Consider the following 26,206-nt stretch of genomic DNA (forward strand, 5'->3'; position numbering starts at 1 on the left):
CCAGCGGGCGTTGAACTCAGCGGGCAGGCGGGGTCAATCAGGGAGAAGACTGGCGTGCAGAGGGTCTAATCTCATAGCATGCAAGGTCCGGCAGCCGTTTGCTGGTCCATGCCCGAGGAATTGCCATGCCTATTGATCCTGTTTCCCCCGAAGACACGCAATCTTCCGGCACCTCGCGCGAGTTGGATGCGCGCTCCAATGGCAACACCTGGTCGACGACATCCGCGCCAGAGGGCCATGGAGACACGCGTTTTCATCCCTTCGATGCTCTCGCGCCGGACCGTGTCGTGGCCGCTGTCGAATCGCTGGGCTTCTGGTTGCCCGGCGAGCCGTTCGCGCTGAACAGTTACGAGAATCGTGTCTACCATCTCGCCGATGATGACCGACGCCGCTGGGTGGCCAAGTTCTATCGCCCCGAGCGCTGGAGCCGTGCCCAGATTCTCGAGGAGCACGCCTTCCTGGCCGAACTGGATGAGGCCGGTGTCCCGGGCGCCCCCGCGTGGGCGAACGAGGCCGGCGAGACGCTGCATCGATTCGAAGGCTTCGACTTCGCTCTCTTCCCGCATGTGGTGGGGCGCGCGCCGGAGCTTGAATCTGCCGAGCATCTCTACCAGCTGGGTGAGCTGATCGGTCGCGTGCACGCGGTGGGGCGCAAGAGCGCGTTTCGCGAGCGGGAGACACTCTCGCCGCTGCGGATTCTGGAAGAGAGCTGCGCCAGCGTGCTGGCCTCCGACTGGTTGAGTGAGCGCCAGCGCGACAGCTACCAGCGCGTCATCGAGGCACTGCGTCCGTTGGTCGCGGAGCAGAGCTGGCCGGAAAGCGCCTTGATCCGCACCCACGGCGACTGCCACATCGGCAACATGCTGGGACGTGATGACAGCTTCGCGCTGGTCGACTTCGATGACTGCCTGAGCGCCCCGGCGGTGCAGGACCTGTGGATGCTGTTGACCGGTCAGAGCGACCCGGAGCTGCACATGCAGCTGTCCGAGGTGCTGGAGGGCTACGAGCAGCATTGTGAGTTCAATCGCAGCGAGCTCAAGTGGATCGAGACCCTGCGCACACTGCGCATGGTGCGTCACAGCGCCTGGGTGGTGCGGCGCTGGTCGGACCCCGCCTTCCCGCAGGCCTTCTCGCACGTGGCGAGTCTGGGCTACTGGGACGACCACATTCGCAGCCTGGAACAGCAGCGCGTCGCGCTGTCTGCGCCGCGTTGGCTGGCCTAGCGGTCGCGGCATGACCTGAAAGCTGCAGCGAGGCCTGAGCCCCCTTTGGCGAAGTGATTGACGTCGCCCCTTCATGCGCCCCCAACGGTTACCGTTGGGGGCGCATGTGTTGCATGGATACGACAATCGCGTGAACAGACCTGCGTTGACGGCATGCCTGAGGTAGAATCTGGCCCTGACATTGAACACGAAGTTATACGATTTCTTGCCATCTGATCGCTTGTGTATGACTTTTGTGCTTTACCCCTGCTATGCGTGCGCTAGTGCGCGCCCCTGACCGATACCATAGGCAGACGGATGACCGAAGAGATTGCCAACCACTACCGCCAGATCATCACCGCATTGGGTGAGGATCCAGAGCGTGAGGGCCTGCTGGATACGCCCAAGCGCGCGGCCAAGGCCATGCAGTACCTGACTCATGGCTATCATCAGTCGTTGGAGGAGATCGTCAACGGCGCTGTCTTCACCTCCGATACGGACGAGATGGTACTGGTCAAGGACATCGAGCTTTACTCGATGTGCGAGCATCACCTGCTACCGTTCATCGGCAAGTGCCACATCGCCTATCTGCCGTCTGGCAAGGTGCTCGGTCTGTCCAAGTTCGCGCGTATCGTCGACATGTATTCGCGTCGCATGCAGATCCAGGAAAACCTCACCAAGCAGATCGCCGAGGCCGTTCAGCAGGTCACCGGTGCACGTGGTGTGGCCGTCGTGGTCGAAGCGCGTCACATGTGCATGATGATGCGTGGGGTGGAAAAGCAGAATTCCAGCATGAAGACGTCCGTGATGCTGGGCGCCTTCCGCGACAATCAGCCGACCCGTCAGGAATTCCTGACGTTGATCAGCTGACAGCTGAGTAAAGACGCCGCCTTTCGAGGCGGCGTTCTTGTCTGGGAGTCATCTCGCGCGTTTCCCTTGATCAGGAGTCCCTGCCGATGCCGATGCATGCCTTGCACGATGAACATCTCGATCACGATCTCGCCACCATTCGCATCAAGAATCTCCGTCTGCGCACCTATATCGGGATCAATGAAGACGAGATCCAGAACCGCCAGGATGTCGTGATCAACGTGGTGATCCGCTATCGCGCGGCACGCGCCGTGCAGTTCAATCACATCAGTGAAGCGCTCAATTACCGCACCATCACCAAGCAGTTGATCGCGCATGTCGAGGAAGGGCGTTTCGCGCTGCTCGAACGCATGACCCGTGAGGTGCTGGATATCGTGATGGCGCACGAACAGGTGCTGACGGCGCAGGTCGAGATCGACAAGCCACATGCCTTGCGCTTCTCTGACTCGGTGTCCGTCACCCTGTCGGACAGTCGCGAAGCGCATGACTAGTCGGCCGGGGCAGGCGTTGAGAAACTCATATGTCGAGAAGTTCATATGTCGTGAAAGTCAGATGTCGAGAAGCTCACATATCGAGAAAGTCAGGCGCAGAAGTCTGAAGAGTCGGGAGACATGATGTGATCGGGGAAATCATCCATTTCGATGATGCAGAACAGCAGGGCACCATTCGGGACGAGAAGGGCGGTGAGCACGCCTTCGATCTGGTCGGCTGGCGCGGGCGTGGCTTGCCGGGGCCGGGAGTGGCGGTGGACTTCGAACTTCGCGACGGGCGTGCAGTACAGGTATTCAATGCGCGAATCAAGCAGCAGAAGGCGCGACGAGTCGTCTCGATGCCGCCCGAGAGCGAGGCCCCCGGAACCACGGCCGACACCGTCAGGCCAGCGATACGCAAGCGCTGGTGGCTCGTCGGGCTGGCCATCGTGGTACTAGTGCTGGCAGGGTTGTGGATCTAGCGCCACGCCCGCATCTAGGCTATATCAGGTTAGTCTTGAGTAGTCTCGGTTAGCCGGGAATCACTACCTTGACCCACAAGCACGCCTCGGGAGTCTTCATGGAACATCTCAACGATACCAGTCTGTTTCGTCCATTTGCCTATATCGACGGTGGCTGGGTAGCCGCGGATTCCGGCGAGCAGATCGAGGTCGACAATCCTGCCACCGGCGAGATCATCGGCCGCGTGCCTCGGCTGGGTTACGCCGAGACTGAACGCGCCATCGAGGCAGCGCAGCGCTCCTTTGCTGACTGGAAGGAGACGCCGGCGCTGGAGCGCGCTGACATCCTGATGAAGTGGTATGCCTTGATGCTGGAGCACAAGGATGATCTGGCGCAGATCATGACGCTGGAGCAGGGCAAGCCCCTCGCCGAAGCCGCCGGTGAAATCCAGTATGCGGCCAGCTTCCTGCGCTGGTTCGCCGAAGAAGGCCAGCGCGTGTATGGCGACACCATTCCGGCCGCCAAGCGTGACCAGCGTATCCTGGTGCTCAAGCAGCCGGTCGGGGTGGTGGGGGCGATCACGCCGTGGAACTTCCCGGCCTCGATGATCACCCGCAAGGCGGGCGCCGCACTGGCCGCGGGCTGCCCGATCGTGGTCAAGCCGGCCAGCCAGACCCCGTTCTCGGCGCTGGCGCTGGCGGTGCTGGCGGAACGCGCTGGCGTGCCGCGCGGCGTCTTCAATGTCGTGCCGGGCTCGGCCAAGGACATCGCCAGGGCGATGACCGATTCCAGCATCGTGCGCAAGGTGACCTTTACCGGCTCCACGGAAGTCGGGCGTGGCCTGATGGCAAATGCCGCGCAGCATATCCAGAAGATCTCGCTGGAGCTTGGCGGCAACGCGCCCTTCCTGGTGTTCGAAGATGCTGATCTCGATGCGGCGGTGGAAGGCGCGATGGCAGCCAAGTTTCGCAATGCCGGCCAGACCTGCGTCTGCACCAATCGCTTCCTGGTGCAGTCCAGCGTGGTCAATGCCTTCAGCGAGAAGCTGGCTGCCGCGATGAACGCCGAGCTGACCGTTGGCAATGGTCTGGAGGAGGGCGTCAAGGTCGGCCCGTTGATCGATGGCGATGCCGTCGAGAAGGTCACCGAGCACGTGCAGGATGCTCTCGACAAGGGCGCCGAGCTGCTGCTGGGCGGCCATCCGCATCCGCTGGGGGGCAGCTTCTTCACGCCGACCCTGATCTCGCAGGTGACGCCGGAGATGAAAGTCGCCCGTGAGGAAACCTTCGGTCCGCTGGCGGCGATCTTCCCCTTCGAGAGCGAAGAAGAGGCGATCGAGATGGCCAACGACACCGAATTCGGACTGGCCAGTTATTTCTACAGCAGCGATCTCAAGCGCGTCTGGCGTGTTTCGGAAGGTCTGGACTACGGCATGGTCGGCATCAACACCGGCCTGATTTCCAACGCCGCGGCACCTTTCGGCGGCACCAAGGCATCGGGGCTGGGCCGTGAAGGCTCCAAGTATGGGCTCGAGGAATACATGGAAACCAAGTATCTGTGTCTCTCACTTGGCTGATCCATCGTCATCGGGTCCGCACTAAGGCAATGATCGGACGCGACATCAGATGGCAAAAAGCCCGCCCGGGAAACCGGGCGGGCTTTTTCATGCCATGTCTTTATTCCACCTGTCTGCGCCGAGCGTGCCTGCAACTTGGCCATGGAATGTTCGCCGCCGCGTTCGATGGCTTCCTGCAGGCTGATGGGAAAGTGGCATGCGCGACAGGCGGCCAATCTCGCGTCAAGAGGTGCATGAGTCATTGGTCGTAGAGACGGAGTGTCTCGAGTATCGACGGCGCTGCGCATGTCAGACCAAAGCGGTACATCGCGGTCTTTTAGCGCAGATCAGGGCCAAAGACAGGTGTGCTTTGTCGGCATTCTCTTACTTGTGGATATGCTTATTTACGCTACAGTCAAAGAGCGGGACCTGTGGTGATAGTCTTCAAGGATTGAAGACAGGGCGAGTGGCGTGGCGGACGCGACTTGCCCTTTTTTATTGCCGCATTCGGCTCTCATGCCTCAACTCTCATATCTCGATCCGCCCATCTCAGCCCTCACTTCTCGGCTCGCATATCTCACCCCAGTGGCGAAAGCCCCATGCCCGCCACCAGGCCTTCCAGTGCATGCCGTCCGGCGATCGAGTTGCCGTAGCCGTCCAGACGTGGCGACCAGACGCAGATGCTCATCTGTCCCGGCAGGATGGCGATGATGCCACCGCCGACCCCACTCTTGCCCGGCAGACCCACCCGCCAGGCGAAGTCACCTGCCGCGTCGTAAAGGCCGCAGGTCAGCAACAACGCATTGAGCTGGCGTGTCTCCAGCGGTGAGACCACTTCCTTGCCATCCAGCGGATTGACGCCGCGATTGGCCAGGAAGGCAAAGCTGCGTGCCAGTTCCACGCAGTTCATCGACACCGAGCAGCTGTGGAAGTAGGTATCCAGCAGGTCATCCACATCGGAATGCACATTGCCGTAGGCCTGCATCAGATAGGCGAGCGAGGCATTGCGTGCCTTGTGGTCCATTTCCGAGCGCGCGACCTTCTCATCGAAGCCGATATCGTCGCTGCCGGACAGACGCCTGAGCTGCTCGCGCAGGGTGTTCTGGATCGAGACGATGCGCGACACCAGCAGATCGGTGATCAGCAAGGCACCGGCATTGATGAAGGGATTGCGTGGAATGCCGTTCTCGACCTCCAGCTGCATGATCGAGTTGAACGCCTGGCCGGAAGGCTCACGACCGACACGCGACCAGATCTCGTCGCTCTCAAGACGCTGCATCGCCAGTACCAGTGCATGCACCTTGGAGATCGACTGGATCGAGAAGCGGGTATGCGCGCTGCCGGCGTACTGGACGCGGCCATCCACATGGCAGACGGCAATCCCGAACTGATCCGGGTCCACCTGCGCCAGGGCCGGGATGTAATCCGCGACCTTGCCCTCGTTGAAGCAGCGGCTGGCATCATTGGACAGGCGTTCAAGCAGCGTCTGGAGGGCATCAGAGTCGAGTGGCGGCGTCATGGCGACCTTGAGGAGACAGAGTGGATGGAATGCAATCGCATGGTACGGCTGCGCATTCTACCCAATCCTGTGGGCTGTGGCGCGTGGTGATCCGAGCGCTTGATAGCCAGCCCTTATCAGCGGGGTAGGGCAAAGTGATTTCAAGTTGCAGATGAGACTCACTATCATTCATTACATCGAGGCAACAACAGTTTGCCCACCAAGAGACACGCGACGCGCTGGGGTTCAGCGTCTCGCTGAGCACAGACCGCCCGGAGGGCAGCCAACATGATCAAGACATTGACCTTTGCCAGCATGCACTTCTCCATCGCCTTCGGTGTCACCTACCTGCTGACCGGTGACATCGTGGTCGGCGGTCTGGTCGCCATCGTCGAGCCTGCGGTCAACACCGTCGCCTTCTTCTTCCACGAAAAAGTCTGGAACCGTGTCACCGCGCGCCGCCAGCAGGCTGCTGAGCGCGAGGCAAACTCGCGAAACGCCATGAGCGGAGCGGCGCTGGCGGGCTGAGGCCGCTTGCGCGTGGCAAGGATGCGCCGCAGAATCGAGCGACCTTTTCCCCGGAGCTCCTCATGCTGACGCTTGCCCAATGCACCCCCCGTTCCTTTCTTCCTGCCAGTGCCTCTTGTCCTGCCGAGCCGTCTCATCCTGCCCGCTCCCGCCAACGTCCTCTCGTCCAGGGGGCGTTGGCGTTGCTGCTGGGGCTTGCCGGCAGTCTGGCTGGTCTCGAATCCGTGGCCGCCGACGAGACACGCGATTATCACTACAGCGACGCCCATCTGCACTTCGTGGACTTCTTCCAGCAGGGCGATGGTCTGGGGGCCTTGCTGGATGCCATGGACGAGGCGCAGGTCGATCACGCCCTGGTCACGGGGATCGGCGTCGCCAAGAAATGGCAGCAGGACGCGCCCAAGAAGCCACGTTACTACATGGGCGATGATGCGCCGGTCTACTGGTATTCCGGTACCGATTACATCCTGGCCGAGGCGCTGACCCGCGCACCGGGGCCGGTACAGGCGCGTTTCTCGCCGTTCATCACCGGCTTCAACCCCACCGATCTGAACGCCGCCGACGAGATCCGCCAGTTGATGGCGATCTATCCCGGCTTCTGGAAGGGCATCGGTGAAGTCTTCACGCGCCATGATGACCTGACGCGTCTGACCGAGGGCGAGACGCCGCGTGCCAATCATCCTGCCTTGATGAAGGTCTATGCGCTGGCGGCGGAGAAGGGCCTGCCGGTGATGATTCATTCCAATATCACCAGCAAGCGGGAAGGGCATGAGGGCCTGTATCTCGAGGAATTCGAGAGTGCGGTGCGCGACAACCCCGAGACGACGTTCATCTGGGCACACGCCGGGACCAGCGCCGAGCTCAATCGCCGTCTGGGGCGCATGACCTGGCTACATGGCGAGATCGAGCGCATGCTCGAAACCTATCCTAACCTGAATGTCGACCTGTCCTGGTCGGTGCTGGAGCCGTACCTGCTGGATGAATCAGGTCAGCCGCGCTCGCGCTGGGTCAAGCTGGTCGAGCGCTTCCCGCAGCGCTTCGTGCTCGGCAGTGATGTGGTCGGGCGCTTCGGCTCGGTGGGCGATACCCTGGCAAGTTACACGCCCTTCCTCGATGCGCTGTCGCCACAGGCGGCGCGCAATGTCGCGCGCGACAACTTCCTGCGCTGGGTCAACCTGCCGGTCGAATGACCGCTGTTATTGTCTCATGCGCATGAAAAAGCCCCCGTCAGCGTATCGCTGGCGGGGGCTTTTGCGTGAGCGCTAGTCTATAAGTTCGTGCAGATCACTGCGCTCCTGCATGTCACCGAAGCACTGACATCCGATCAGTGACGGAAGTGACGCATGCCGGTGAAGACCATGGCGATGCCGGCTTCGTTGGCCGCATCGATGACTTCCTGATCGCGCATGGAGCCACCCGGCTGGATGACGGCGGTGATGCCGGCCGCCGCAGCGGCGTCGATGCCGTCGCGGAACGGGAAGAAGGCATCGGAGGCCATCACGGAACCCGGCACTTTGAGCCCTTCATCGGCGGCCTTGATGCCGGCGATCTTGGCGGAATACACACGGCTCATCTGGCCGGCGCCCACACCGATGGTCTGGCCATCCTTGATGTAGACGATGGCGTTGGACTTGACGAACTTGGCCACTTTCCAGGCGAAGGTCAGGTCGTTGAGTTCCTGCTCGCTCGGCGCACGTTCGGTGACGACCTTGAGCTCGTCACGACCGACCATGCCCTGATCACGGTCCTGAACCAGCAGGCCGCCGGTGACACGCTTGAAGTCGTGACCGCCGGTACGTTCGGCCGCCCAGGCATCCGCGACGTCGAGCAGACGCACGTTGGCCTTGGTGGCGACGATGGCAGCGGCTTCGTCGCTGATTCCCGGGGCGATGATCACCTCGACGAACTGACGCGAGACGATGGCCTGCGCCGTCTCGGCGTCCAACGGCACGTTGAAGGCGATGATGCCGCCGAAGGCGCTGGTCGGGTCGGTCTGATAGGCACGCTCGTAGGCGGCCAGGGCAGAGTCGCCGATGGCGACGCCACACGGGTTGGCGTGCTTGACGATGACACAGGCGGTCTCGTCGAAGGCCTTGACGCACTCGAAGGCGGCATCGGTGTCGGCGACGTTGTTGTAGGACAGCGCCTTGCCCTGGACCTGCACGGCCGTGGCGACGCTGGCCTCGGTGGCACCGTCCTCGACGTAGAAGGCCGCTTGCTGATGCGGGTTCTCGCCGTAACGCATGTCCTGCTTCTTGCTCAGGCTGACGTTGTACTGGCGCGGCAGGCCTTCGCTGCCACCCTCGACACGCTGGCCCAGCCAGTTGGCGATGGCGCCATCATAGGCGGCGGTGTGCTCGAAGGCGGCCACGGCCAGGTCGAAACGCGCCTCGTCGCTGACGGCGTTGTCATTGGCATCCATCTCGGCGATCACGCGGTCGTAGTCGGCCGCGTTGACGACGATGGTGGTGTGGGCGTGGTTCTTGGCGCAGGAACGCACCATGGTCGGGCCGCCGATATCGATGTTCTCGATGGCGTCTTCCAGCGAGCAATCCGGGTTGGCCACGGTGGCGGCGAACGGATACAGATTGACGATGACCATGTCGATGGGGTCGATGCCGTGCTCGGCCATCACCGCATCATCCTGGCCGCGACGGCCGAGAATGCCACCGTGGATCTTCGGGTGCAGGGTCTTGACCCGGCCATCCATCATTTCCGGGAAACCGGTGTGCTCGGACACTTCCGTGACGGCAAGGCCGTTGTCCTTGAGCAGGCGGAAGGTACCGCCAGTGGACAGCAGGGCGACGCCGCGGGCGTCCAGGGCACGAGCGAATTCGACGATTCCAGTCTTGTCGGAAACACTCAGGAGGGCGCGACGGATGGCTTGGGGCTTGGCTTGCATGATGCTCCACTCGTGGATCAACAAAAAGACGCCGGGGCACCTGTCAAGGTGCCCCGGCGGGGTCAGATCAGATCAAACTGCTTGAGCTTCTTGCGCAGTGTGCCTCGGTTGAGGCCCAGCATGTCGGCGGCGCGGGTCTGGTTGCCCTGCGCGTGGGCCATCACCGCCTCCAGCAGCGGCGCCTCGACCTCGGCCATCACCATGGCATGCAGGTCGGTGACCTGCTCGCCATCCAGGTGGGCGAAGTAGCGCGCCATGGAATGCTCGACGGCCTCGCGCAGGGTCTGATGGTGCCGCACGGGCGTCATCAGGGTGGCCTGGCTTGCGTCGTCGGGTGAAAGAGGGTGCCTGCTGGTCATGCTGCGTGACTTCCTTGCGTCTCGGTGCGGGCGATGCCTTCCGGCTCGCCGAACAGGCGGGTCAGGAACTGGCGCTGTTGTTCCGGCTCCTCGAGGGGATTGAAGTGGCGCTTGAGCTCACTGCCATCCTCGCGTGTCGCCAGATACCAGCCCACATGCTTGCGCGCGATGCGCGCTCCCATGTAGTCACCGTAGAATTCATACAGGGCCTCGAGGTGGGTGCGCATCACGAGGGCGCGCTCCGCATCGCTCGGGCCACAGGCTACCTGGCCGGTGGCCAGGTAGTGATTGATCTCGCGGAAGATCCAGGGATTGCCCTGGGCCGCACGGCCGATCATCACGGCGTCGGCGCCCGTATAGTCAAGCACATGTCGCGCCTTCTCGCCGCTGTCGATATCGCCATTGGCAAAGACCGGAATCGACACCGCGGCCTTCACGGCGGCGATGGTGTCGTATTCGGCCTCACCGGTATATTTCTGCTGGCGAGTGCGACCATGCACGGACAGCGCCTGGATGCCGGCACTCTCGGCCATGCGCGCGATGGCGATGGCGTTGCGCGTCTCTTCGCACCAGCCGGTGCGCATCTTGAGCGTGACCGGCACGTCCACGGCGCCCACCACGGCATCGAGAATCTCGCCGACGAGCTTCTCGTCGCGCATCAGGGCAGAGCCGGCGGCCTTGTTGCAGACCTTCTTGGCCGGGCAGCCCATGTTGATGTCGATGATCTCGGCACCCATCTCGGCGTTGAGCGCCGCGGCCTCGGCCAGCATGGCGGCATCACCGCCGGCGATCTGCACGGCACGCGGGCCGGGTTCGCCGGCATGGTTCATGCGCGTGCGGGACTTGACGGTATTCCACAGCCGCTTGTCACTGGTCACCATCTCCGATACCACCAGTCCGGCGCCCAGCTCACGACATTGCTGCCGGAACGGGCGATCGGTGACACCGGCCATCGGGGCCAGAATCACGCGATTGGGAAGCTGATGTACGCCGATGCGGGGCAGGTCGGCGGGAAGCGGGGTATCGGTCATGGGTCTCGTGTCATGCGAGTGGTGTCAGGCGCGCGAGCCGCTGTCGTGTCAGGGATTCGCGGGGGCGTCATGATACCTAGAGCGCCGCAGGGTTTGAAGGGCTATTTCATCCACAATGCGTCCTGGATGCGTTCTCCCTGCGCGGCTGCGGCGCTCATGGCGTGGCTCAGCCCATCAGTGGACGCTGACCATTGAGGCGAACCCAGCCTTCACGCTCGGTGGGCTCTTCCATGATCAGACCGGCCTCACGATAGGCGTCGAGCACCTCTCCCGCCTGGGGCGCGAGAATGCCGGAGAGCGCCAGCAGGCCACCCGGCGCGACGCTGCCCGCGATCTGCGGAGCCAGCTCGACCAGCGGGCCGGCCAGGATGTTGGCGACCACGATCTGATAGCCCGCCTCCGGCAGGCGGTCCGGGTAGCACAGGGTCAGCTGGTCACTGACCTCATTGCGCTGGGCGTTCTCACGCGAGGCCTGCAGCGCCTGCGGGTCGATATCGGTGCCCAGCGCATCCACCGCGCCGAGCTTGAGGGCGGCGATGGCGAGAATCCCGGAGCCGCAACCGAAGTCGAGCACGCTGTGCTGGGCGAGCTTGCCATCGACGGCCAGCCCATCGAGCCATTCCAGGCACAGGGCAGTGGTCGGGTGGGTGCCGGTACCGAAGGCCAGGCCCGGGTCGAGCATCAGGTTGACGGCGTCCTGCTCCGGCGCATCGTGCCAGCTGGGCACGATCCACAGGCGCTGGCCCATCTTGAGCGGCTCGAAGCCATCCATCCATTCACGGGCCCAGTCACGATCCTCGAGGATCTCGACCTCGATCTCCGGGCAGGGCTCATCGGGAATCAGCGCCGCCCAGCCGGCCTTGACCCGCTCGCGCATGGCGTCGATGCCTTCGGTGCCATCCCACAGGCCAGTGAGGACAGTCTCGCTCCACAGCGGCGTGCTGCCGAGGTCCGGTTCGAACAGCGGTTGGTCTTCAGCATCCTGCAGCGTGATGGCGCAGGCGCCTTCTTCCATCAGCAGATGCTCGAGAATCTCGGCGTGGTCGGGGGCGATACGCGCCTTGAGTTGCAGCCAGGACATGGTGACTCCTGTCGATGGGCGATAAGAAAGGGGAGGAGGGCACAGACGACAGAAGGGCAGCCGAGGCCACCCTTCTGTCGTGCGTCCATCGGCAACGGCGTTACCGAACTCAAGCGGGGCGTCTTACAGGCCCAGCTTCTTCTCCAGATAGTGGATGTTGACGCCACCTTCCTGGAAGCCGGCATCACGCACCAGATCCTTCTGCAGGTCAGTGTTGGTCTTGATGCCTTCCACCAGCAGCTCGTCGAGGGCATTGCGCATGCGCGTCAGTGCGATCTCGCGGCTCTCGCCCCAGGTGATCAGCTTGCCGATCAGGGAGTCGTAGTGCGGCGGAACGGTGTAGCCGGAGTACAGGTGCGAGTCCATGCGCACGCCCAGACCGCCCGGCGCGTGATAGAGCTCGACCTTGCCCGGAGACGGCATGAAGGTGCGCGAATCCTCGGCATTGATGCGGCACTCGAAGGCGTGACCGCGCAGCTCGATATCTTCCTGCTTCACGGACAGCGGCAGGCCGGAGGCGATGCGCAGCTGTTCCTTGACGATATCGATGCCAGTGACCATCTCGGTCACCGGGTGCTCGACCTGAACACGAGTGTTCATCTCGATGAAGTAGAAGCCGCCGTTCTCGTACAGGAACTCGAAGGTGCCGGCGCCACGGTAGCCGATCTCGATGCAGGCATCGGTGCACGACTTGAGTACCTTGGCACGCGCTTCTTCGTCCAGCTGCGGTGCCGGTGCTTCTTCCAGTACCTTCTGGTGACGACGCTGCAGGGAGCAGTCGCGGTCATACAGATGGATGGCGTTGCCCTGCCCATCGGCCAGTACCTGGACTTCGACGTGACGCGGGTTCTGGAGGAATTTCTCCATGTACACCGTGCCGTCGCCGAAGGCCGCGGCCGCTTCACCCTGGGTGATGCTCACCGAGGACAGCAGGCTGGCCTTGGAGTGCACCACGCGCATGCCGCGACCACCACCGCCAGCGGCGGCCTTGATGATCACTGGATAACCGATGCGCTCGGCGATGGCGTACATCTCGTCTTCGTCTTCCGGCACCGGGCCGTCGGAACCCGGCACGGTCGGAACGCCGGCCAGCTTCATCGCCTCGATGGCCGCGACCTTGTCACCCATCATGCGGATGGTGTCAGCGCGCGGGCCGATGAAGGCGAAGCCGGAACGTTCGACCTGTTCGGCGAAGTTGGCATTTTCCGACAGGAAGCCGTAGCCCGGGTGGATGGCGTCGGCGTCCGTCACCTCGGCGGCTGCGATCAGCGCCGGGATGTGGAGATAGGATTTGGCAGAGGAGGCCGGGCCGATGCACACAGCTTCATCCGCCAGGCGGACGTGCATCAGGTCGCGGTCGGCCTTGGAGTGCACCGCTACCGTCTTGATGCCCAGTTCCTTGCAGGCGCGAAGGATGCGAAGGGCGATCTCGCCGCGGTTGGCAATCAGTACCTTGTCGAGCATGGTGACGTGTCCGTTGGGATCAGGAAATGACGATCATGGGCTGGTCGAATTCAACCGGCTCGCCGTCTTCGATCAGAATGGCTTCGACGACGCCATCCTTGTCGGCTTCGATCTGGTTCATCATCTTCATGGCTTCGACGATGCAGACGGTATCACCTTTCTTGACGCTCTGGCCGACTTCGATGAAGGCCTTGGAGCCCGGCGCCGGAGAACGATAGAAGGAACCGACCATCGGGGAATTGATGGTGTGACCCTGCGGAGCAGCCGGTGCTGCCGGAGCGGCCGGTGCTTCAGCGGCGCCAGCGGCTGCCGGAGCGGCCTGCTGCATCGGCTGCTGCTGCATCATCATCGGGGCCTGCATCATCGGCTGCTGGGCGAAGCCCTGCGGATGGCGGCTGATGCGAACGGACTCTTCGCCTTCCTGGATCTCGATTTCGCTGATGTTGGACTCTTCGAGCAGCTCGATCAGCTTCTTGACCTTGCGGATATCCATGAAATTAATCCCGATGTAAATGTGGCTGGAAATGGGGGGTGTGCAGCCGTGATAGTGGCGGCTGCGGGCGACAGCCCTGACGGCTGTCCCGACCATGGCGTTGGTCGGTGAATCCTGGTATCAGGCAGTGATGAGGCCTGATGGCGGTGCGTGAACACCGCTCTGGACGTACCCTTACTGCGCGAGATCGTCCAGGGCGGCGTCAAGCGCCATGTCATAACTTCGAGCGCCAAAGCCCATGATCACGCCGCGTGCCACATCGGAAAGATACGAATGGTGGCGGAACGGCTCGCGGGCATGGGTGTTGGACAGGTGCAACTCGATGAACGGGAGTGCGACGCCGAGTAGCGCATCGCGCAGCGCAACGCTGGTATGGGTAAAGGCCGCCGGATTGATCAGGATGATGGCGGTGCCATCTTCACGGGCAAGGTGGATACGTTCGATCAGCACATGCTCGGCATTGGACTGCAGCCAGTCCAGCTGATGGCCGGCCGCGCTGGCGCGCTGGACCAGACGCTGGTGGATATCCTCCAGCGTGGTGGTGCCATACACCTCGGGTTCACGGGTCCCCAGAAGATTGAGATTGGGGCCGTTGAGTACCAGGATGCGCGCCATGAATGTCCCTTGTGTCAGCCGTGCTCGAGCACCAGGCTCATTGAGCTGTTAACCCATGAAGAAAATGCAAAGATACCGTCACTATCCACGACGTTTACCTATTGAGCGTAGGCTGTTGCCGTAGTGACGCGGATTCTGCCGAAATTCTCGAACGCTGTCCAGTTTGGCACTGAACCGAAGATTTTGCTGCATTCTTCGTCCTTGCGTGCGTCTCGTCAGCAACGGCCCCACACCGGGCATGGGGCAGACACGCCGCTCAGTTCGCGCGTTGTGACGTGGCGCGCTGCTGATCCAGCACCGCTGTCAGGTGCTGGTCGAGCTGACTGGCGTCGACTTCCCCCTGGATGCGCGCCTCCACAAGCTCGCGTTCATCGGCGAAGAACAGCAGACTTGGGGGGCCGAACAGGCCGAATTGCTTGAGCAGCGCCTGGGTCGCGGTCCCGGTACTGGTGACGTCGGCGCGAATCAGGTGGAACTGGCGCAACTGGCTGGCGACCCTGGGAAATACCTCGCGCTCCATCACCTTGCACGAGATGCACCAGTCGGCGTAGTAGTCGACGAAGACCGGCTGGCCACGGCTGGCGGCAACTGCCAGCTCATGTTCGAGCTCGCTCATGTCGCTGACGGTGGTGAAGTCCAGTGACGTCTCGGTAGCCTGCCCGGATGATGTTCCGCCGGTGAAGGGGGCCAGTGGGCGCAGCGGGTCGCTTGCGCCGCCTGCCACGCCCAGCAGGCTGATCATGCCCCAGCCCAGCGCCACCAGTCCCAGTGCCTGACGGGCACGCCCCCAGCCTCGGGTCTGTGTGCTGAGCGCCCCCAGCGCCACGCCGGTGCCAATGGCCAGAATGGCCCAGCCCAGCACTGCCAGCGAGGCCGGCAGCAAGCGCTCCACCAGCCACAGCGCCACCCCCAGCAGCAGGATGCCGAAGGCCTGCTTGATGCCCTCCATCCAGCCGCCTGCCCTGGGCAGCAGGCTGGCGCCGAAGGTGCCGACCAGAATCAACGGCACGCCCATGCCCAGCCCCAGCGCGAAGAGTGCCAGACCGCCTGTCATGGCATCGCCACTGGCGGAAAGATAGACCAGCGCACCGGCCAGCGGTGCCGAGACACAGGGCGATACCACAAGTACCGATAGCGCGCCCGCCAGTGCCAATCCGCCGGGACCCGCATTCATCAGGCGCCCTTGCAGCGTGTCGAGCCGTGAATGCATGCCGCTGGGCAGGCGTAGATTGAAGGCGCCGAACATGGCCAGCGCGAACAGCACGAACAAGGCAGCGAAGGGAATCAGTACCGCCGGCGCCTGCAGATGCGCCTGTAGGTTGAGTCCCGCGCCGAACAGGCCCATCAAGGTGCCGGCCGCGGCGTAGGTCAGGGCCATGCCCAGGGCGTAGCTCGTGGACAGCAGCAAGGCGCGCGGGCGGCTGGGGCGCTGACCGACGATGATCGAGCTCAGGATCGGAATCATCGGCAGCACGCAGGGCGTGAAGGTCAGGCCGAGCCCGGCGAGGAAGAACAGCCCCAGAGCCGTCAGCAGGCTGGCATCCGTGAACAGTGCGCTGAAGCCGGCATCGGTGCCGCTGATCGGGGCTTTAGTGGTGCGGCTGACCGTCGATGCCGTCGTGTCGCTCGACGGGCTGGCGGTTGGCATCAGCTTCGCGAACTGGGCAGGGGCGCTCTGCTCACCGGCCTCGAGGGTGACGGTCTCCGGCGGATAGCAGAGCCCGGCATCGGCGCAGCCCTGGAAGGTGATGGAGAGCGGGATCGGGCCGCTGGCCGGTGTGTCGTCACGCACTGCCTTGCCAGAGGAGGCGCTGGTCAGCGGGATGCGAATGACCAGCGCATCATGGAAGACATGCACCTCGCCCATGTAGGGGTCGTTCTTCAGCTCTCCCGGCGGCAGGTCGGCGTCGCCCAGCACGACCTGGTCGCTGGTGGTCGAGAAGCTGAACTGATGACGATAGAGGTAATAGCCTTCGGCGCTGGTGAAGCCGACATACAGGGTGTCGCCCTCGCGCCAGCTGCGCGGCGTGAAGGCTTCACTGACCGGCAGGAAATCGCCCTGATTGCCGCCGCCGAACAGGCTGGACGCCGCACTGCTTGAGCCGCTGCCGGCGTTTGAACTTGAGCCTGAGCCTGAGCTGAACAGGCCGGCATTGGCGGGCAGCGCCGTCATCGCCTGGGCGACAACCAGAGCGACCGCGAGCAGGGTTGCCAGCAACGCAGGGCCCAGCAGGCGTGAGAACGCGGAGGGGCGTGCGCGGCCCGTTGGCAGCGCCATGCTGACTTTCAAGAACGAACGAAGCACGAAAGCATCCTTATACAGTGCCGAAAGAACATCCTGCAGGCCTCAAGGCACCGCAGTGTCTCGCCGCCATCATCCTGCTCGGGGGCGAGCGCTGGATCGAGGGCAAGCCCATCATCGCCGCGCACGACTTGCACGCGGATGAATGTGCCACCATGTAGCAGACATCCCCGCTCGTGTGAGGACGTGTGAAAGCGTGTTGGGCCGTCCGTGCGGGCGACAGCCTGGCCCGTGACCCGGTCCGCGACCCGAAGTACATCGCACCTTGCGGCAGAACCGGCACTTCACCGAGTGCGACTGGCACGTGCAGGGGCGCATGATAGGATAGGACGTACGTCATGAGTACCGGCGCTGGATGCATCGGCGCGGCTCACCTGCGTTCAGGCAGGTCTGACTCGTCTCTCACACGGCTTTTTCTACAAGGCTTCATACAAGGAAGAACGCATGGCCCTATTCGGTAAAGGCAGCAAGCGCGGCGCCAATCGCGATGTGCTGGAAACGCCTCAGTATGGCTGGATCTGGAAACCACTGATCGGGCTGTTCGTCATTTACCTGCTGGTCTGCGTTGGCCTTGGGATCTACTGGAGCAGTGAGCCGGACGAGTTCAACATCGATCAGGCCACGCGCACCGAGCTGGCTCGCGTGCATGGTCTGGCCGCGCCGGTGGCCAAGGTCGAGGGCGAAGAGCCGGCACCGGCTTTCGAGACCTTGCCGACAGGCACCGCGACCGTCGCCACCCTGATGACACTCAACGATACCCTGCTGCACAAGCCGGGCGGTTATCTCAAGAATGATGTGGCGCCGCCGGGGCTGATGCTCGACAACATGCCCAACTGGGAATATGGCGTGCTGGTGCAGGTGCGTGACATGACACGTGAGCTGCGCAAGGAATTCAGTCGTTCGCAGTCCCAGTCCAGCGATGACAAGGCACTGGGCAAGGCCGAATCGCTGCTGTTCATCGATGCCAATGCCTGGATGCTGCCGGAAGCCGAGCACGAATATGCCGACGCCAACCGTGAGCTGGGCGACTACCTCAAGCGTCTGAGCGATGACACCCAGAACAATGGCCAGTTCTATGCGCGCGCCGACAATCTGGTGGCCTGGCTGTCCGATGTCGAGAATCGTCTCGGCTCCCTGTCCCAGCGCCTGTCGGCCAGTGTCGGCAAGTCGCAGCTCAACCTGAGTCTGGCTGGCGACAAGAGCGCCACCTCGGCCAAGAGCACCCACACGGAAGAAGAGATCAAGACACCGTGGCTCGAGATCGATGATGTCTTCTATCAGGCGCGCGGTACTTCCTGGGCGTTGATCCATCTGCTCAAGGCGGTTCGCCATGACTTCCAGGGGGTGCTGGAAGACAAGAACGCGCTGACCTCCATCGATCAGATCATCCGTGAGCTGGAATCCACCCAGACGGATATCGGCAGTCCGGTGATTCTCAATGGCTCCGGTTTCGGCTTCTTCGCCAACCATTCGCTGGTGATGGCCAACTACATCGCGCGTGCCAACTCCGCGATCAGTGACCTGCGCAGCCTGCTCGAGAAGGGCTGATCCGTGACGTCCGATACCGCCTGAGGGGGCTCCTCATCGGTGTCGGGCGTGAGCCGGAAACGAAAAAGCCCCCGTCATTGACGGGGGCTTTTTGCATCGTGATGCAGGAATCGCGCATCACTTCAGAAGAACTCAGTCCTTCTGGTAGGCAGCGGCTGCCTTCTCGATCGCGGCACGGGCTGCATCAGCACCGTCCCAGGAATCGATCTTGACCCACTTGCCTTTCTCGAGATCCTTGTAGTTCTCGAAGAAGTGCGCGATCTGCTGACGCAGCAGTTCCGGCAGATCAGTGACTTCCTGGACGTCGTCGTACAGGGAGGTCAGCTTCTGATGCGGGACGCAGACCAGCTTGGCGTCTTCACCGGCTTCGTCGCTCATGTTGAGCACACCGACCGGGCGCGCACGGATGACGCTGCCCGGTGCGACCGGATACGGGGTCACGACCAGCGCGTCGAGGGCATCGCCATCGTCGGCCAGGGTGTTCGGGATGTAGCCGTAGTTGGCCGGGTAGAACATCGGGGTGGCCATGAAACGATCCACCATGAGCGCATCGATGTCCTTGTCGATCTCGTACTTGATCGGCGCGTGATTGGCCGGAATCTCGATCGCTACGTAGACGTCGTTCGGCAATTCCTTGCCAGCGGGGATCTTGTCGAAACTCATTGTCGAGTCCTTGGGTTTGCGGGTTGAAGGCCTGCGGGTCAAAATTCCGCTGAATTATACGAACTGGCAGACCGTTTTGCCATTATGCCACGCTCGATCGCCTTGCGTTGCACCAACGAGTGGTGGCACTGCAGGCTGACTCGGGTAACACTTGGGGCCGCCCAGCGTGGCGCAACGGCGATTGCGCGTTTCAGCGTCGGGCTGGGGCTGCGTCACCACCGCATGCATGAAACGTAACGGCAGGATCGAGACGCAAGGAGACCGCCTTGGCGGATGCAGAGCTTTCACTCAGTTACGGTCAGGCCTTCGTGGCTCCCGACCGCAAGCGTCATCGCAGCTCGATGTCGCTGGAGATACCGCTGGAGCGCGGCCCGCTGGCGGCCAAGGGCGGCTGTGCGCTGATCGCCGACACCACCAGCAAGAACGCGATCGCCAAGCAGGCCGGTGACCTTGCCGTGCGTGGCTTTCTGGCCGATTACTTCGCCACGCCCGACAACTGGAGCGTCAAGTATTCCGCGACCCGCGTGCTGCGGGCGCTGAACAGCTGGTGTTACAGCCAGAGCCGCTTCGTGCGGGGCGGCAGTTACGTGACCTCGATTTCCGCGGTCGTCTTCCGGGGCCAGTCGGCGCATCTGTTCCATGCCGGCGACACGGTGGTTTTCCGTCTGCGTGGCGGCGAGTTCGAGCAGATCTCGCGCGATCATGTCACCGATCTCGGCGGCTATCGTTATCCGTCGCGGGCACTGGGCATGGATGTCAGCCTCGACATCGACTACATCGAGCTGCCGCTCAAGCAAGGCGATATCTTCCTGTTCACGACCCAGGCGGTGCGCGGCACCTTGCTGCCTTCCGATTTCGTCTCACTGATTCGCGATGACGTCTCGGATCTCGACGCCGCCAGTGAGCGCCTGGCGCATGCCGCGGCGGACCGCGCCGATGAGCGCGGCTACACGGCCGACCAGTTCTGCTTCCAGCTGGTGCGCATCGATCGCCTGGCGACTGCCTCTGACGATACGCCGGGGCGCGTCTATGGCGACCTGCCGGTACCGCGTGAACTGGAGCCGGGCGACCGTATCGATGGCCTGGAAGTGATGGAAGTCATGTCGCGCAGCGCGCGGGTGCGCGTCTACAAGGTGCGTGACCTCAAGAGCCGCCGCGTAATGGTGATGAAGGCGCCCAGCCCGGAGCTGTCGCTCAAGAATGCCTATCTCGAGCACTTCCTGCTCCAGCAGTGGGTGGTGGACCGTGTCAGCTCGCCCTTCGTGGTCAAGGTGGTGGAGCCGTCACGCCCGCGTGATCATCTCTACTACCTGCTCGAACATCTGGAGGCGCAGACACTGACCGAATGGGCGCGCATGCACCCGCAGGCCAATCTCGAGCAGCGTCTCGACATCGCGCGCCAGCTTGGCAAGGCCGTGCATGCTCTCAATCGTCGTGAGGTGCTGCACCAGCTGATTCACCCCGACAACGTGATGATCGACCGGCATGGCAAGGTGGTGCTGGTCGATTTCGGCGCCTGCCATCTGCGTGAAGGGGATGGCCATGAGAGCGCCGGTCCGCTGGCACGACAGGTCGGCCTCACCGAGCACAGCGCGCCGGAATATGCCCTTGGCGCCGATGTCAGTCGTCGCAGCGATCAATACGGCCTGGCCTCGGTGATCTACTGGCTGCTGACCGGCATGCAGCCCTATGCCCAGTCGATGGAGCAGCTGCGCACCCATACCGACCTCGAACTGCTGGAATATCAGCCAGCCCGCATGCGCAATCCCCAGGTGCCACAGATACTGGATGACGCCCTCAGGCGCGCCCTGGACCCGCAGCGCACCCTGCGCTATCGCCGCCTGTCTGAGCTGCTCTACGCGCTGCGCCTGCCGCAGCAGGACCCCGGCAAGGCGCTGACGCCCTCGGAGGCGATCCGTGAACCGGCCAATTTCTGGCAGGGCGTCGCCGGCATCCTGCTGTTGCTGCTGGTGCTGTCCTGGCTACTGAAATGAGCGCAGAGACTGATGGGGTTCAAGGCCATGGTGGAGGGAAGAGGGGGATGGGGCAGACCGCGATCGTGATCGGGGCGACCGGCGTGGTGGGGCGCGAGGTGGTGGCTGAGCTCAGCGCCTGTGAGGCCATCGCCCGAGTCGTCACGCTGACGCGCCGGCCGGCGCCGAGCGATTGCGGCAAGGTCGAGAACCATGTGGTCGACTTCGCGCGATTGGAAGACTGGGCCCACTGTTTCCAGGCGGACCTGCTGTTCTCGTGCCTGGGCACCACACTCAAGCAGGCGGGGTCGCTCGAGGCCCAGCGGCGTGTCGACATCGATCATCAACTGAGTGCCGCCCGGCTGGCGGCCGCCCAGGGAGTGACGCACTACCTGCTGGTTTCCTCCAGCGGCGCCAATCATGCGAGCCGCAATGGCTATCTCAGGATGAAGGGCGAACTGGAAGTGGCCATCAAGGCGCTGCCCTTTGCGCGTATCAGTGTCTTCCAGCCGTCATTGCTGGTGGGGGAGCGCCGCGAGTTCCGCCTGGGTGAGACGCTGGCGCGCTATCTGTTGCCGGTGCTCACCCGCTCGCCGGGCTTGCAGCGCTATCGACCGATCCGTGGCGCTCAGGTAGCGGCGCGTATGGTCGAAGTCAGTCAGCGTCAGCAGCAGGCGCATGTGGTTTACCGGCTGGAGGAGGTATTCCCCTCTACATCTGCATGACAACTGACAGCCATCAAAAAGCCCCGCACAGTCGCCTGTGCGGGGCTTTTTTACACTGGCTTCACTGTCAACGACCGGCTCTGTCAGCAACTGGCCGTGTCAGCGACGGATCGCTCAGGCGCGTCAACGCCAGGCGATCAGATCGTGAACGGTGTCAGCTTCTTCTCGACCTTGGCCAGCGTGAGCTTGGCGACTGCCGGCAGACCATTGACGAACGGCGGGAAGTCCTCGCCCTGGATCAGCGGTGACAGGTACTGGCGGCAGGCGTCAGTGATGTAGAAGCCGTCTTCGGTGATGAACTCCAGCGGCATGAACTTCTCATGGTTGGCGATCTGCTCCAGCGGTGCCTCGATGATGTCCCAGGCGTAGTCAGCGCCATCGCCGAGGCGACGGATCGCCGGCATCACGGCATTCTTGCCGGCCAGCGCCATCTCGACGGCGGCACGGCCAGTGGCATAGGCCTGCTCGACGTCGGTCTTCGAGGCGATGTGGCGTGCCGCGCGCTGCAGGTAATCGGCCACCGCCCAGTGATACTTGTAGCCCAGGTCCTGCTTGACCATGCCGGCCAGTGTCGGCGCGACGCCGCCCAGCTGACGGTGGCCGAAGGCGTCGGTATTGCCGGCATCGGCCAGGAAGGTGCCATCTTCGTACCGCGCCCCTTCGGAGACCACCACCACGCAGTAGCCGTGTTCCTTGACGCAGGCATCGACGCGCGCCATGAATTCCTTGCGGTGGAAGGCGACTTCCGGGAAGACGACGATGTGCGGCGGCTGGGTGGCATCTTCACCGGCCAGGGCGCCGGCGGCGGCGATCCAGCCCGCGTGACGCCCCATGACTTCCAGGATGAACACCTTGGTGGAGGTGGCGCACATGGAGGCGATGTCGAGACCGGCTTCACGGGTGGAGGTGGCGATGTACTTGGCCACGCTGCCAAAGCCCGGCGAGTTGTCGGTGATCGGCAGGTCGTTGTCCACGGTCTTCGGCACGTGGATGGCCTGGATCGGGTAGCCCATGGTCTCGGCCAGCTGAGAGACCTTCAGGCAGGTATCGGCGCTGTCGCCGCCACCGTTGTAGAAGAAGTAACGGATATCGTGGGCCTTGAACACCTCGATCAGACGCTCGTACTGGGTACGGTGGTCCTCGATGCTCTTGAGCTTGTAGCGGCAGGAGCCGAAGGCACCGCCCGGCGTGTGGCGCAGCGCGGCGATGTTCTCGTCGCTTTCCTGGCTGACGTCGATCAGGTCTTCGGTCAGGGCACCGATGATGCCGTTATGACCGGCATACAGCTTGCCGATCTGGTCGCCGTTTTCACGAGCGGCTTCGATGACGCCACAGGCACTGGCGTTGATGACGGCGGTAACGCCACCGGACTGGGCGTAGAAGGCATTGTGCTGGGGCATGGGCTTCTCGTCTCTGCTTCCTTGTCATGGTCTTGAACGGGCTGGCGCTTACCCGCCGCATCATATCCGAAAGACATGACCCCTGCACGACGCCCGAATGCCACTGGGGGTGTCGTCCATCCCTGACAGGCCGCGCGCTACTCGCCGCCTGGCGGGCATGCTAGTCTGCTCGGGCTTCCGGATTGGAGAAACAGATGCACCTTCACGTCATCGGTATTTGCGGTACCTTCATGGGCTCTCTGGCGCTGCTGGCGCGCGCGCGCGGTCATCGCGTCACGGGGAGCGATGCCAACGTCTATCCGCCCATGAGCACACAGCTGGCCGAGGCCGGTATCACCCTGATGGAGGGCTATGCGGCCGACAATCTCGTCCCCGCGCCTGACCTTACGGTGGTCGGCAATGCCGTCTCGCGCGGCAACCCCGAAGTCGAGACGCTGCTCGAGCGCGGCCTGGCCTACACCTCCGGCCCGCAATGGCTGTGTGACGAGGTGCTGACCGGTCGTCCGGTGATCGCCATCGCCGGCACCCACGGCAAGACCACCACCGCGACCATGACTGCCTGGATTCTCGAATGTGCGGGTCGCACGCCGGGCTATCTGATCGGTGGCGTGCCGCCGCAGCTGGGGGATTCCGCGCGTATCGGCGACCCGCAGGCGCCCTTCGTGGTTGAGGCCGATGAGTACGACACGGCCTTCTTCGACAAGCGCTCCAAGTTCGTGCATTACCGTCCGCGCATCGCCGTGCTCAACAATCTCGAGTTCGACCACGCCGACATCTTCCCGGATCTCGCCGCCATCGAGCGTCAGTTCCACCATCTGGTGCGCACCGTGCCGGCTGGCGGCAAGCTGGTGGTCGCAGCGGACGCCGTCGCCGGTGCCGAGGCGCTGGAACGCGTGCTGGATCAAGGCTGCTGGACGCCGGTGGCGCGCTTCGGCGATGAGAGCGGTATCGAGAACGCCGGTGGCGACTGGCGCTATCGTCTGATCAGTGCCGATGGCAGCCACTTCGCGCTGGCGGCGCCGGCCGCCGTGTCCGGCGAGGCGGACCGCTTCGTCGAGTGCCAGTGGGCGATGCGCGGACGCCACAACGTGGCCAATGCCTGTGCCGCGGTGGCCGCTGCCGTCGAGTGCGGCGTGAGTGTCGAGGCGGCGCTGCAGGCACTCGCGCGCTTCGCGCCGCCCAGGCGTCGGCAGGAGCTGCGCGGTGAGGTAGCGGGCGTCAAGGTCATCGATGACTTCGCGCACCACCCGACCGCCATCGCCACCACGCTCGAGGGCCTGGCGCCGGGCGTGGCGGCCGAAGGGCAAGGCGGTCGCCTGTGGGCGGTGATCGAACCGCGCTCCAATACCATGAAGCTTGGCACCATGAAGGCGCGTCTGCCGGCTTCGGTGACCGCGGCCGACCGCGTCAGCTGGTTCGCGGGCCCCAGCCTCGGCTGGTCATTGGACGAGACGGTCAGTGAGTGCCGCGCGCTCGGCGTGGAAGCTGAGGTGGAGCAGGACCTCGACGCCCTGATCGCGAAGATCGCCAATCAATCCCGCGCCGGCGACTGGGTGGTGGTGATGTCCAATGGCGGCTTCGGCGGTATTCACGAGCGCCTTCTGGCGGCGCTGGCAGCACGTGAAGGTGAAGCATGAAAGCGCAAGCGACAGCCCCTGAGGGCGAGTTCAAGTCGGCGGTTACCGTCGCGCTGACCGGGGCCTCCGGCGCCCAGTACGGCCTGCGCCTGATCGAGTGTCTGGTCGCGGCCGGTCATGAAGTGATGGTGATGGTCTCCAAGGCGGCGCACATGGTGATCGCCACCGAGACCGATGAGGAGCTGCCGGCACGTCCGGCGCGCCTCGCCGAGGTGCTCACCCAGCGCTACGCCGCAAGGCCCGGTCAGATTCGTTGCTTCGGGCGCGAGGACTGGATGGCCCCGGTGGCCTCCGGCTCCGGCGCGCCGAGTGCCATGGTGGTGTGCCCGTGTTCCACCGGCTCGCTGTCCGCGATCGCGACCGGGGCCAGCAACAACCTGATCGAGCGCGCCGCCGATGTGGCCCTCAAGGAGCGTCGCACGCTGATTCTGGTGCCGCGCGAGACACCGTTCTCGGCCATTCACCTCGAGCATATGCTCACGCTGACGCGCATGGGCGCCGTCATCCTGCCCGCTGCGCCCGGTTTCTATCATCGCCCGCAGTCCCTCGATGACATGATCGACTTCATCGTCGCACGCATTCTCAACCAGCTGGGTATCGCGCATGCGCTGATGCCGCGCTGGGGCGAGGGGCATGTCAGCGGCGATTGAAGGGCGATCGGTCGATCCGCTCAGGAGAGAGTTCGTCGGTGAGAGCTTGTCAGAGACATCCCTCTGGCACTGCATCAGATTGCGCAAGGAGAGCAGGGAATGCTGAATTGGTCGTTGTTGTCGGTGTTCGTGCCGACGTTCTTTCTGGTCTCGCTGACACCGGGCATGTGCATGACGCTGGCGATGACCCTGGGCATGACCCAGGGCGTCAAGCGCACGCTGTGGATGATGGTGGGCGAACTGCTGGGCGTCGGGCTGGTGGCGGTGTCGGCGGTGATCGGCGTCGCGACCATCATGCTGCGCTATCCGATGGTGTTCTCGGCCTTCAAGCTGGCGGGGGGCGCCTACCTAGCCTGGCTGGGGATCCAGATGTGGCGTTCACGTGGCCGCCTGGCCCTGGGGGTAGCAGGGGAGGATGCGACGGCACCGCGCGCCTCGCGCCGTGCATTGGCCGCACAGGGCTTCGTCACCGCGATTGCCAACCCCAAGGGCTGGGCGTTCTTCATCGCGCTGTTGCCGCCGTTTCTGGATGCCAGCCTGCCGCTGGCGCCGCAGCTGATCGCGCTGGTCGGCATCATCCTGACGCTGGAATTCACCTGCCTGCTGCTCTACGCCGGTGGTGGCAGCAGCCTGGCGCGCTGGCTGGGGCGGGGTTCGCGAGTGCGGCTGATGAACCGCGTGGCCGGCACGCTGATGATCGGCGTGGGCATCTGGCTCGCGACCGGTTGATGTCGGCATGACCGAGCGAAGAATGTCAGCTTGTGAACACACTCAGGCC

At 63.6% G+C, this 26,206-nt stretch carries 25 protein-coding genes; 14 read left to right on the forward strand and 11 right to left on the reverse strand.

All coding sequences use genetic code 11. The features are described 5' to 3' along the window. The first annotated feature begins 125 nt into the window (after positions 1 to 125). From F8A90_RS03965 to F8A90_RS03985, 5 genes are all read left to right on the forward strand, one after another. Positions 126 to 1,223: a serine/threonine protein kinase gene (locus tag F8A90_RS03965; RefSeq protein WP_200019107.1), complete on the forward strand. Its 1,098-nt coding sequence runs from the start codon at positions 126 to 128 to the stop codon at positions 1,221 to 1,223. A 297-nt stretch (positions 1,224 to 1,520) separates the two neighbouring features. Next, the gene (gene folE / locus F8A90_RS03970; protein WP_166019233.1) at positions 1,521 to 2,072 is read left to right on the forward strand and encodes a GTP cyclohydrolase I FolE; all 552 of its coding nucleotides are present in this window, start codon (positions 1,521 to 1,523) and stop codon (positions 2,070 to 2,072) included. A gap of 86 nt (positions 2,073 to 2,158) precedes the next feature. After that, positions 2,159 to 2,563, forward strand: coding sequence for a dihydroneopterin triphosphate 2'-epimerase (gene folX, locus F8A90_RS03975; protein ID WP_166019234.1), 405 nt, complete (start codon positions 2,159 to 2,161; stop codon positions 2,561 to 2,563). A 125-nt stretch (positions 2,564 to 2,688) separates the two neighbouring features. Beyond that, positions 2,689 to 3,024: a hypothetical protein gene (locus tag F8A90_RS03980; protein WP_200019109.1), complete on the forward strand. Its 336-nt coding sequence runs from the start codon at positions 2,689 to 2,691 to the stop codon at positions 3,022 to 3,024. Positions 3,025 to 3,122: 98 nt separating this feature from the next. Next, positions 3,123 to 4,580, forward strand: a complete 1,458-nt coding sequence (locus F8A90_RS03985) for an NAD-dependent succinate-semialdehyde dehydrogenase (protein WP_166019236.1) — start codon at positions 3,123 to 3,125, stop codon at positions 4,578 to 4,580. A gap of 556 nt (positions 4,581 to 5,136) precedes the next feature. Here F8A90_RS03985 and glsB read toward each other — a convergent pair. Further along, the gene (gene glsB / locus F8A90_RS03990; RefSeq protein ID WP_200019111.1) at positions 5,137 to 6,078 is read right to left on the reverse strand and encodes a glutaminase B; all 942 of its coding nucleotides are present in this window, start codon (positions 6,076 to 6,078) and stop codon (positions 5,137 to 5,139) included. Between the two features lie 267 nt (positions 6,079 to 6,345). Between glsB and F8A90_RS03995 the strand changes: the two genes are divergently transcribed. Together F8A90_RS03995 and F8A90_RS04000 are read left to right on the forward strand one after the other, a co-directional pair. Then, entirely contained in the window at positions 6,346 to 6,585 is a 240-nt protein-coding gene (locus tag F8A90_RS03995) for a DUF2061 domain-containing protein (RefSeq protein WP_200019113.1), read from the forward strand. A 62-nt stretch (positions 6,586 to 6,647) separates the two neighbouring features. Further along, a complete protein-coding gene (locus F8A90_RS04000) occupies positions 6,648 to 7,775 on the forward strand; it encodes an amidohydrolase family protein (RefSeq protein ID WP_200019115.1) in 1,128 nt (375 codons plus the stop codon). A gap of 134 nt (positions 7,776 to 7,909) precedes the next feature. On the opposite strand, the gene purH is transcribed toward F8A90_RS04000, so the two are convergent. The 8 genes from purH to dsbD all read right to left on the reverse strand — a co-directional run bounded on the left by purH (position 7,910) and on the right by dsbD (position 16,835). Next, complete coding sequence (purH, locus tag F8A90_RS04005; RefSeq protein ID WP_200019117.1) at positions 7,910 to 9,487, reverse strand: bifunctional phosphoribosylaminoimidazolecarboxamide formyltransferase/IMP cyclohydrolase; 1,578 nt, start codon at positions 9,485 to 9,487, stop codon at positions 7,910 to 7,912. A 62-nt stretch (positions 9,488 to 9,549) separates the two neighbouring features. Then, entirely contained in the window at positions 9,550 to 9,846 is a 297-nt protein-coding gene (gene fis / locus F8A90_RS04010) for a DNA-binding transcriptional regulator Fis (protein ID WP_043331993.1), read from the reverse strand. Continuing rightward, positions 9,843 to 10,877, reverse strand: coding sequence for a tRNA dihydrouridine synthase DusB (dusB, locus tag F8A90_RS04015; RefSeq protein WP_200019119.1), 1,035 nt, complete (start codon positions 10,875 to 10,877; stop codon positions 9,843 to 9,845). Before dusB ends, fis begins: the two co-directional genes overlap by 4 nt. Positions 10,878 to 11,043: 166 nt before the next feature. Further along, the gene (prmA, locus tag F8A90_RS04020) at positions 11,044 to 11,958 is read right to left on the reverse strand and encodes a 50S ribosomal protein L11 methyltransferase (protein ID WP_200019121.1); all 915 of its coding nucleotides are present in this window, start codon (positions 11,956 to 11,958) and stop codon (positions 11,044 to 11,046) included. 123 nt (positions 11,959 to 12,081) lie between these two features. Continuing rightward, positions 12,082 to 13,422, reverse strand: coding sequence for an acetyl-CoA carboxylase biotin carboxylase subunit (accC, locus tag F8A90_RS04025; RefSeq protein ID WP_043331987.1), 1,341 nt, complete (start codon positions 13,420 to 13,422; stop codon positions 12,082 to 12,084). A 19-nt stretch (positions 13,423 to 13,441) separates the two neighbouring features. Further along, a complete protein-coding gene (gene accB, locus F8A90_RS04030) occupies positions 13,442 to 13,915 on the reverse strand; it encodes an acetyl-CoA carboxylase biotin carboxyl carrier protein (protein WP_043331985.1) in 474 nt (157 codons plus the stop codon). 174 nt (positions 13,916 to 14,089) lie between these two features. Continuing rightward, positions 14,090 to 14,530 carry a type II 3-dehydroquinate dehydratase gene (gene aroQ, locus F8A90_RS04035; protein ID WP_043331983.1) on the reverse strand — a complete coding sequence of 147 codons (441 nt, stop codon included), beginning with the start codon at positions 14,528 to 14,530 and terminating at the stop codon, positions 14,090 to 14,092. A gap of 256 nt (positions 14,531 to 14,786) precedes the next feature. Next, on the reverse strand, positions 14,787 to 16,835 hold the full coding sequence (gene dsbD / locus F8A90_RS04040) for a protein-disulfide reductase DsbD (RefSeq protein ID WP_233593433.1): 2,049 nt from the start codon (positions 16,833 to 16,835) through the stop codon (positions 14,787 to 14,789). Positions 16,836 to 16,852: 17 nt separating this feature from the next. Here dsbD and F8A90_RS04045 point away from each other — a divergent pair, with 17 nt between their 5' ends. Together F8A90_RS04045 and F8A90_RS04050 are read left to right on the forward strand one after the other, a co-directional pair. After that, positions 16,853 to 16,993: a hypothetical protein gene (locus tag F8A90_RS04045; RefSeq protein WP_200019123.1), complete on the forward strand. Its 141-nt coding sequence runs from the start codon at positions 16,853 to 16,855 to the stop codon at positions 16,991 to 16,993. 283 nt (positions 16,994 to 17,276) lie between these two features. Next, complete coding sequence (locus F8A90_RS04050) at positions 17,277 to 18,380, forward strand: DUF2333 family protein (RefSeq protein ID WP_200019125.1); 1,104 nt, start codon at positions 17,277 to 17,279, stop codon at positions 18,378 to 18,380. A 132-nt stretch (positions 18,381 to 18,512) separates the two neighbouring features. Here the strand turns inward: F8A90_RS04050 and ppa are convergent, their stop codons facing one another. Beyond that, positions 18,513 to 19,043 carry an inorganic diphosphatase gene (gene ppa / locus F8A90_RS04055; protein WP_043331979.1) on the reverse strand — a complete coding sequence of 177 codons (531 nt, stop codon included), beginning with the start codon at positions 19,041 to 19,043 and terminating at the stop codon, positions 18,513 to 18,515. 266 nt (positions 19,044 to 19,309) lie between these two features. Between ppa and F8A90_RS04060 the strand changes: the two genes are divergently transcribed. Together F8A90_RS04060 and F8A90_RS04065 are read left to right on the forward strand one after the other, a co-directional pair. Then, on the forward strand, positions 19,310 to 21,037 hold the full coding sequence (locus tag F8A90_RS04060) for a bifunctional protein-serine/threonine kinase/phosphatase (RefSeq protein WP_043331977.1): 1,728 nt from the start codon (positions 19,310 to 19,312) through the stop codon (positions 21,035 to 21,037). A gap of 47 nt (positions 21,038 to 21,084) precedes the next feature. Continuing rightward, entirely contained in the window at positions 21,085 to 21,741 is a 657-nt protein-coding gene (locus F8A90_RS04065) for an NAD(P)H-binding protein (protein ID WP_200019127.1), read from the forward strand. 137 nt (positions 21,742 to 21,878) lie between these two features. Here F8A90_RS04065 and F8A90_RS04070 read toward each other — a convergent pair whose 3' ends face one another. Next, a complete protein-coding gene (locus F8A90_RS04070) occupies positions 21,879 to 23,141 on the reverse strand; it encodes a 6-phosphofructokinase (RefSeq protein WP_200019129.1) in 1,263 nt (420 codons plus the stop codon). Positions 23,142 to 23,335: 194 nt separating this feature from the next. Here F8A90_RS04070 and mpl point away from each other — a divergent pair, with 194 nt between their 5' ends. The 3 genes from mpl (at position 23,336) to F8A90_RS04085 (ending at position 26,157) form a co-directional block, all read left to right on the forward strand. Further along, positions 23,336 to 24,778: a UDP-N-acetylmuramate:L-alanyl-gamma-D-glutamyl-meso-diaminopimelate ligase gene (gene mpl, locus F8A90_RS04075; RefSeq protein ID WP_200019131.1), complete on the forward strand. Its 1,443-nt coding sequence runs from the start codon at positions 23,336 to 23,338 to the stop codon at positions 24,776 to 24,778. After that, a complete protein-coding gene (locus F8A90_RS04080; RefSeq protein WP_200019133.1) occupies positions 24,775 to 25,428 on the forward strand; it encodes a flavin prenyltransferase UbiX in 654 nt (217 codons plus the stop codon). The genes mpl and F8A90_RS04080 overlap by 4 nt, the downstream gene beginning before the upstream one ends. Positions 25,429 to 25,527: 99 nt before the next feature. Continuing rightward, a complete protein-coding gene (locus F8A90_RS04085; RefSeq protein ID WP_166019246.1) occupies positions 25,528 to 26,157 on the forward strand; it encodes a LysE family translocator in 630 nt (209 codons plus the stop codon). The last annotated feature ends 49 nt before the right edge of the window (positions 26,158 to 26,206 follow it).

Source organism: Cobetia sp. cqz5-12 (assembly GCF_016495405.1).
Lineage (GTDB): Bacteria > Pseudomonadota > Gammaproteobacteria > Pseudomonadales > Halomonadaceae > Cobetia.

Coding starts and splice junctions, on each gene's coding strand:
- F8A90_RS03965 (WP_200019107.1), top strand. CDS start 126: ATGCCTATTGATCCTGTTTCCCCCGAAGACACGCAATCTTCCGGCACC.
- folE (WP_166019233.1), top strand. CDS start 1,521: ATGACCGAAGAGATTGCCAACCACTACCGCCAGATCATCACCGCATTG.
- folX (WP_166019234.1), top strand. CDS start 2,159: ATGCCGATGCATGCCTTGCACGATGAACATCTCGATCACGATCTCGCC.
- F8A90_RS03985 (WP_166019236.1), top strand. CDS start 3,123: ATGGAACATCTCAACGATACCAGTCTGTTTCGTCCATTTGCCTATATC.
- glsB (WP_200019111.1), bottom strand. CDS start 6,078: ATGACGCCGCCACTCGACTCTGATGCCCTCCAGACGCTGCTTGAACGC.
- F8A90_RS03995 (WP_200019113.1), top strand. CDS start 6,346: ATGATCAAGACATTGACCTTTGCCAGCATGCACTTCTCCATCGCCTTC.
- F8A90_RS04000 (WP_200019115.1), top strand. CDS start 6,648: ATGCTGACGCTTGCCCAATGCACCCCCCGTTCCTTTCTTCCTGCCAGT.
- purH (WP_200019117.1), bottom strand. CDS start 9,487: ATGCAAGCCAAGCCCCAAGCCATCCGTCGCGCCCTCCTGAGTGTTTCC.
- fis (WP_043331993.1), bottom strand. CDS start 9,846: ATGACCAGCAGGCACCCTCTTTCACCCGACGACGCAAGCCAGGCCACC.
- dusB (WP_200019119.1), bottom strand. CDS start 10,877: ATGACCGATACCCCGCTTCCCGCCGACCTGCCCCGCATCGGCGTACAT.
- prmA (WP_200019121.1), bottom strand. CDS start 11,958: ATGTCCTGGCTGCAACTCAAGGCGCGTATCGCCCCCGACCACGCCGAG.
- accC (WP_043331987.1), bottom strand. CDS start 13,422: ATGCTCGACAAGGTACTGATTGCCAACCGCGGCGAGATCGCCCTTCGC.
- accB (WP_043331985.1), bottom strand. CDS start 13,915: ATGGATATCCGCAAGGTCAAGAAGCTGATCGAGCTGCTCGAAGAGTCC.
- aroQ (WP_043331983.1), bottom strand. CDS start 14,530: ATGGCGCGCATCCTGGTACTCAACGGCCCCAATCTCAATCTTCTGGGG.
- F8A90_RS04050 (WP_200019125.1), top strand. CDS start 17,277: ATGGCCCTATTCGGTAAAGGCAGCAAGCGCGGCGCCAATCGCGATGTG.
- ppa (WP_043331979.1), bottom strand. CDS start 19,043: ATGAGTTTCGACAAGATCCCCGCTGGCAAGGAATTGCCGAACGACGTC.
- F8A90_RS04065 (WP_200019127.1), top strand. CDS start 21,085: ATGGGGCAGACCGCGATCGTGATCGGGGCGACCGGCGTGGTGGGGCGC.
- F8A90_RS04070 (WP_200019129.1), bottom strand. CDS start 23,141: ATGCCCCAGCACAATGCCTTCTACGCCCAGTCCGGTGGCGTTACCGCC.
- mpl (WP_200019131.1), top strand. CDS start 23,336: ATGCACCTTCACGTCATCGGTATTTGCGGTACCTTCATGGGCTCTCTG.
- F8A90_RS04080 (WP_200019133.1), top strand. CDS start 24,775: ATGAAAGCGCAAGCGACAGCCCCTGAGGGCGAGTTCAAGTCGGCGGTT.
- F8A90_RS04085 (WP_166019246.1), top strand. CDS start 25,528: ATGCTGAATTGGTCGTTGTTGTCGGTGTTCGTGCCGACGTTCTTTCTG.